We start from the raw sequence: 5,374 nt of genomic DNA on the forward strand, positions 1-5,374 counted from the left end.
CTCCCCGAGGCGTTCCATTCGCCGCCCGGCGCTCGGCCTCTGAGGTCAGCGCCGGGCGGTCTGGTTTCATCCCTCCCGCCCCGCCCCACGCGTAGACCGCGACGGGCACCATGAACCCGGGGAGGTCCGCGCGGAGCGCCGCACGCACCGCCTCGGGGTCGAGGGCATCCTCCGAGGTGGACCGCACGAACGCGACAGGCCGGTGCCCAAACTCGGCGTCCGCTACCGGCACGACCACCGCCTCGGCGACGGCATCGAGGCGGAGCAGCGCCGCCTCGATGGCCTCGGGCTGCACGTTCTCGCCGCCCGAGACGAACATCAGGTCGCGCCGGCCGGTGACCACCAGGCGACCCTCGGCGTCGAGGTGGCCCAGGTCGCCCGTCGGGTACCACGCGGCAGGTGCGTCGAGCCCGTCCGGCGCCACGTAGCCGGCAAAGAGGGCTGGCCCGCCGACCTCGATCTCGCCCGCCTCGGTGATCCGCACCTCGCGGTGTGGAAGAACCGCCCCCGAGGTGGCGAGGGCCGTGCGGGAGGCGCCCGGTAGGGCCGCCGTGACGGTCGACGTCATCTCGGTGAGCCCGTACGACGTGGCGACGGGCACGCCGCGGCGGACCGCCTCGTCGAGCAGGTCGGACGGGATCGCGCTGCCCCCGAGGAGGACGGCGCGGAGGCTCGTGAGGTCCGCGTCGGCGTCGAAGAGGCGACGGAGCTGGGTCGCCACGAGCGAGGCGTGGGTCGGGCGGAAACGGGCGACCGCCTCGGCGGTGGTCGTGCCAGCCTCGGGGACGGCGACGGCGGCGCCGGCGAGCGCGCAGCGGACGACGACGCCCAGGCCGCCGACGTGGTAGAGCGGCAGGTCGAGGAGCCAGCGGTCGCCCGCCCGGAGGTCCATCCACTCGTTCACGCCGCGCGCGCTCCAGACGTGGTTGCCGACCGTGTGGAGCGCCGCCTTCGGCGTGCCCGTCGAGCCCGACGTGTGGACGACCGTCCACGGCCGGCCCAACTCCAAGTCCGCCCCCGAGGTGGCCTCCCCTTCCCCGACCTCCTCGGCCAGTGGCACGGCCTCGGGACCTGAAGGCGCCGTCTGGCCTGGCCCGACGATCAGGCGCTCGACCCCGAGGCGGGCGAGGGCGCCGGCGACGGCCGCCTCGGTCCAGCGGGTCGAGAGCGGAACGAGAGTGCGCCCAGCGCGGAGGCTCGCCAGCACAAGCACGACGAGGGCCGGCGACGTCCGGGCGAGAACGGCCACGCGCTCCGGTCCCTCCCCGAGGCGGCGTGCGGCAGCACCGACGCGGGCGTCCAGCTCGGCCCAGGTCCAGGCGCTGGCGTCGGTAACCAGGGCCTTCGCCTCGGGGCGGGCCTCGGCGTGCGAGCGGACCGGGTCGGTCACGGGACGGCCACCTCGGGAGGCGCGGCGAACAGGGTGGGCACGTCCACGACGGGCCGGCCGAACGGGAGCGGTCCGACGACGTCCTCGGCCAGCCAGCGGTACGTGTCGAGCCCGGCCGGCTGGGCACCCGTGGCGGCCGCGAGGGCGGCCACGCCGCGGAGCCCGATGCCGCTCTCGAACGACGCGCTCAGGACCGTCCGCACGCCCACGCTCCACGCCGAGGCGGCGAGGCGGAGCGTCGCCATGAGGCCGCCGACGAGCATCGGCTTGAGGACAGCCGCCGCGGCCCATGCCTCGATCGCGGCGCCCTCCTGCACCGACTCGTCGACCGCGACCGGCAGACCGGTGTCGCGCGCCAGCGCGGCCAGCCCCGCCGGGTCGGCGAGCGGCTCTTCGATGTAGTCGAGGCCCAGCGGGACGACGGCGTCGGCGAAGCGCCTCGCGTCGTCGTCCGCCCACGCGCGGTTGGCGTCGAGGCGGAGCGCGACGCTCTCGCCCAGCGCCTCGCGGACGGCCCGGACGGTCTCGATGTCGGTCTCGACTGCGGCCCGTCCCACCTTCAGCTTGACCGCCGGGTAGCCTCCGGCCCCGAGGCGGCGGGCCTGCGCGACGACCGCCTCGGGGCTGCCCATCAGCAGGCCGTTCAGGGGGAGTTGGGTGGCGACGTTGGCGCTGAGCGCCTCGGGGAGGGTCTGGCCAAGCGCCTGCGCGGCGAGGTCGGCGAGCGCGAGGTCGAGCGCGAACCGAGCCGACGACGGCAGGCCGGCGGCGTCAAGGGTGGTGTGGAACGAGCCGGAGGGCTGGGTGAGGTCGGACGGATCGAGGCCGCGGCGCAGCAGCTCCGGCAGCGCCTCGGTGAGGGCTTTCATTGCCTCGGGGAGGGTCTCGCGGCTGAAGCCGGGCAGCGGGGCGAGGTCGCCCCACCCGGTCCGCCCCCGGTCGTCCCCGAGGCGGAGGAGCGCGCCCTCGCGTGTCGTGCAGCGCTCGCCGTTCCACGTCACCGCCTCGGTGAGCGGCAGGCGGTACGGGACGAGGTCGACGGTCTCTACCCGCATGGCCGGTGGTATCCTCGGCTCCCTTTCGAGTCCCCTTCGGGTGGGTACGCGGTACCGGGCACGAGGTACGATTCGAGGAGCCCTCGGCGCTCGTGTACCTCGTACCTCGTACCTCGTACCCTCCCGTACGTCCCACCAGGACCCATCTGAAACGCCGCAGCGGCGTCGCTAGGCTGCATGGACACTCTCCTCCTCGTCACCGTCTCAGTCGTCGCCGTCGCGCTGGTCTCGCTGATGATCATCGGCGCGGTCCCGGACGGGCTGTGGGGCCGTCTGGGCGGGAAGAAGCTCATCGACGTGTGGCTGAAAAAGGCGGTCGCCGACCTGGGCGGCGGGGACGACCTCGCAGGGTACCACGCCTACCTCAAGACCCTCCCCTCGTTCCGCCTGGCCGACCTCCACCGGGCGCTCGACGCCCTCGCCGACGACGCCAAGGCAGTGGAGCGCCTCGACTCGGACCACCACGAGACGCTCGCCCAGATCCTCACGGGCCACTTCCACAACGAGCGCAACCGGCCGGTCCGCGCCTCGGGGTCGGTCGCGCGCGCCGTCGCCGAGGGCAAGGACGCCTTCTTCCCGACCGACACGTTCCGGGTCGTCCGCCTCGGGGCCGAGGACGCGCCCTCCGTCTTCCGCCTCAAGTTCGACAGCTACACCCAGTCGGTCCGCATCGAGGTGGGCGCGATCTCGCAGGACGACGCCGAGGCGGCGATGGAGCGCCTGCTCTCGGCCGCCAGCGAGGTGAGCGTGTACCGCGGCAAGACGCTCGAGGTGTCCTTCGAGTCCGACATCCGCGACGAGTACGGCGACGCCGTGCAGGGCGAGTTCGTCGACCTCCGCTTCCGCCCGACCTACCGCATCGAGGAGGACGAGATCATCCTCGAGCCCGAGAAGCGCGCCCTCCTCGACCGCCTCCTGGTCGACTTCTACGCGCGGCGCGCGGCGCTGCGCGACCTCGGACTGCCGTCGCGGCGCGGCGTGCTGTTCTACGGGCCGCCAGGCACGGGCAAGACGCACACCTGCAAGTACCTCGCTCACCGCCTCGACGGCGTGACGACGCTCGTGGCGACGGGCCGGACGCTCCTCCACGCCCGGTCGATCTGCCAGATCGCGCGGATGCTCCAGCCGGCGCTCGTGGTGCTCGAGGACGTCGACCTGGTGTACGGCCAGCGCGAGGAGAACGCCTACGGCGTGGCCCTGGGCGAGCTAATGGACGAGCTGGACGGGTTCGCCCGCGACGACGAGATCCTGTTCGTGCTCACGACCAACGCCATCGACCGCGTCGAGGCGGCCGTGAAGGACCGGCCGGGGCGCATCAGCCAGTGCGTCCTGTTCGGGCTGCCCGGGCCGGACCTCCGCCAGCGCTACCTGACCGCCCTCCTCGCCCCGTACGACACCTCGGGGCTGGACCTGAGCGAGGTGGTGCGGATGACCGACCGGACGAGCCAGGCGTTCCTCAAGGAGCTGGTGTTCCGGGCCGTCCAGATCGCCACCGAGGCGGAGGGCGCGTCCGAGCCGGCAGCGGTCCGCCTCGGGGTAGATCATGTCCGCGAGGCCGTCGACGAGATGAAGGCCGGCGCGGGGCGCGAGGGGGCCGCGATTCTGGGGTTCCAGGTGGCCTGAAGCGGGTACCCGGTACCGGGTACGAGGTACGGGCAATGGTTGGTAGCGCGTGCGCCGTACCTCGTACCAAGCACCGTGTACCGATCTACGTCAGCCCCCACCCGAGCGCGAACGCGACCGAGTAGACGAACAGCAGGCCGGCCGTCTTGGCGAGGAGCGGGTTGAGGATGGCCGGGTCGGTCGAGGCGGCGAGCGTCCGGGCCAGCCGTCGTCCGACGAGCGCCGCCAGCGCCGAGGCGACCAGCACGCCGACGTGGTCGCGCGCGACGAGCGCCAGCGCTGCCGGCACGACGACCGCGCCCGAGATGCAGACGTTGTAGAGCGTCACCCCAAACGGCCGCCCGAAGCGGACGACCAGGGTCTTCTTGTCCGCCACGCGGTCCTCCTCGACGTCGCGGACGTTGTTAGCGAGCAGGATCGCCGTCGCCAGGAAGCCCGGCCCGAGCCCGGCGACGGGCACCCACAGCGGCAGGTCGAGCGCCTGCACGTAGTACGTCCCCGCGACGGCGACCGGGCCGAAGAACACGAGCACGAACAGATCCGCTAACCCTGTGTAGGCCAACGCGTACTTCCCGGCCGTGTAGGCGACACCTGAAGCGATGCTGACGAGACCGAGCGCGAGGATCGGCCAGCCGCCGCGCCAGATCAGATAGCCGCCGGCCGCGAACGCGAGGGCGAACGCCACGCCCGCTGCCGCTCGCATCTGGCCGGGCGAGACGAGCCCCGAGGCGGTCGCGCGCTGCGGCCCTTTCCGCGCCTCGGTGTCGGCCCCGCGCACGGCGTCCTCGGCGTCGTTGACGTAGTTGGTGCCGATCTGGATGAAGACGGCTCCGAGGAGGGCGCACGCGGCGGCGAGGGCATGGAAGGCCCCCGCCTCGGTGGCGAGCGCGATCCCGACGAGGACCGGCGCGATGGCCGCCGGGAGCGTCTTCGGTCGGGCGGCGTCGAGCCAGAGCCCGATCCCCCGCCTCGGGGCGGCTACGTCAGCCACAGGTCGAGGCGGTCGAGGAGGTCGTCCACGTCGCGGCGGTGGCGGCGACCGATCTTGAGCAGCAGCTCGCCCTGGTGCGCCCCCGGCACCTCGGAGATCAGCTCCATCGGGCGGGTCCGGATCTTGAGCGTGTCGCGGAGCGGGGTCCGGCTGTGGCGCACCTCCTCGAGGTCAGTCAGCTCGAAGCGGTGCGTCGTCGTGCCCCGGTCGATCATGCCCATCAGCGAGACGTTCACCTCGATCACGAGGTCGTCGCCCTCGACGCAGACGGCGCCCTTCCCCTCGGAGAAGCCGCCGTGGATGTCGCCGGTCGAG

General features: G+C 73.3%; 5 protein-coding genes. 1 reads left to right on the forward strand and 4 read right to left on the reverse strand.

What is annotated here, in order from left to right:
• Positions 1 to 1,390 (reverse strand): AMP-binding protein (locus AAGI91_17375; protein ID MEM1044383.1); only part of this gene is annotated, 1,390 nt, incomplete at its 3' end.
• A complete protein-coding gene (menC, locus tag AAGI91_17380) occupies positions 1,387 to 2,445 on the reverse strand; it encodes an o-succinylbenzoate synthase (GenBank protein ID MEM1044384.1) in 1,059 nt (352 codons plus the stop codon). The genes menC and AAGI91_17375, both read right to left, overlap by 4 nt.
• 177 nt (positions 2,446 to 2,622) lie before the next feature.
• Here menC and AAGI91_17385 point away from each other — a divergent pair, with 177 nt between their 5' ends.
• Positions 2,623 to 4,068, forward strand: a complete 1,446-nt coding sequence (locus tag AAGI91_17385) for an ATP-binding protein (GenBank protein MEM1044385.1) — start codon at positions 2,623 to 2,625, stop codon at positions 4,066 to 4,068.
• 85 nt (positions 4,069 to 4,153) lie between these two features.
• Here AAGI91_17385 and AAGI91_17390 read toward each other — a convergent pair whose 3' ends face one another.
• Positions 4,154 to 5,059 (reverse strand): 1,4-dihydroxy-2-naphthoate polyprenyltransferase, encoded by a 906-nt coding sequence (locus tag AAGI91_17390; GenBank protein ID MEM1044386.1) that lies wholly within the window; start codon positions 5,057 to 5,059, stop codon positions 4,154 to 4,156.
• A partial coding sequence (locus AAGI91_17395) for a hypothetical protein (GenBank protein MEM1044387.1) occupies positions 5,047 to 5,374 on the reverse strand: 328 nt, incomplete at its 5' end. The genes AAGI91_17390 and AAGI91_17395, both read right to left, overlap by 13 nt.

The sequence above is a fragment of the Bacteroidota bacterium genome, from assembly GCA_038746285.1.
Classification (GTDB): domain Bacteria; phylum Bacteroidota; class Rhodothermia; order Rhodothermales; family JANQRZ01; genus JANQRZ01.

Coding starts and splice junctions, on each gene's coding strand:
- menC (MEM1044384.1), bottom strand. CDS start 2,445: ATGCGGGTAGAGACCGTCGACCTCGTCCCGTACCGCCTGCCGCTCACC.
- AAGI91_17385 (MEM1044385.1), top strand. CDS start 2,623: ATGGACACTCTCCTCCTCGTCACCGTCTCAGTCGTCGCCGTCGCGCTG.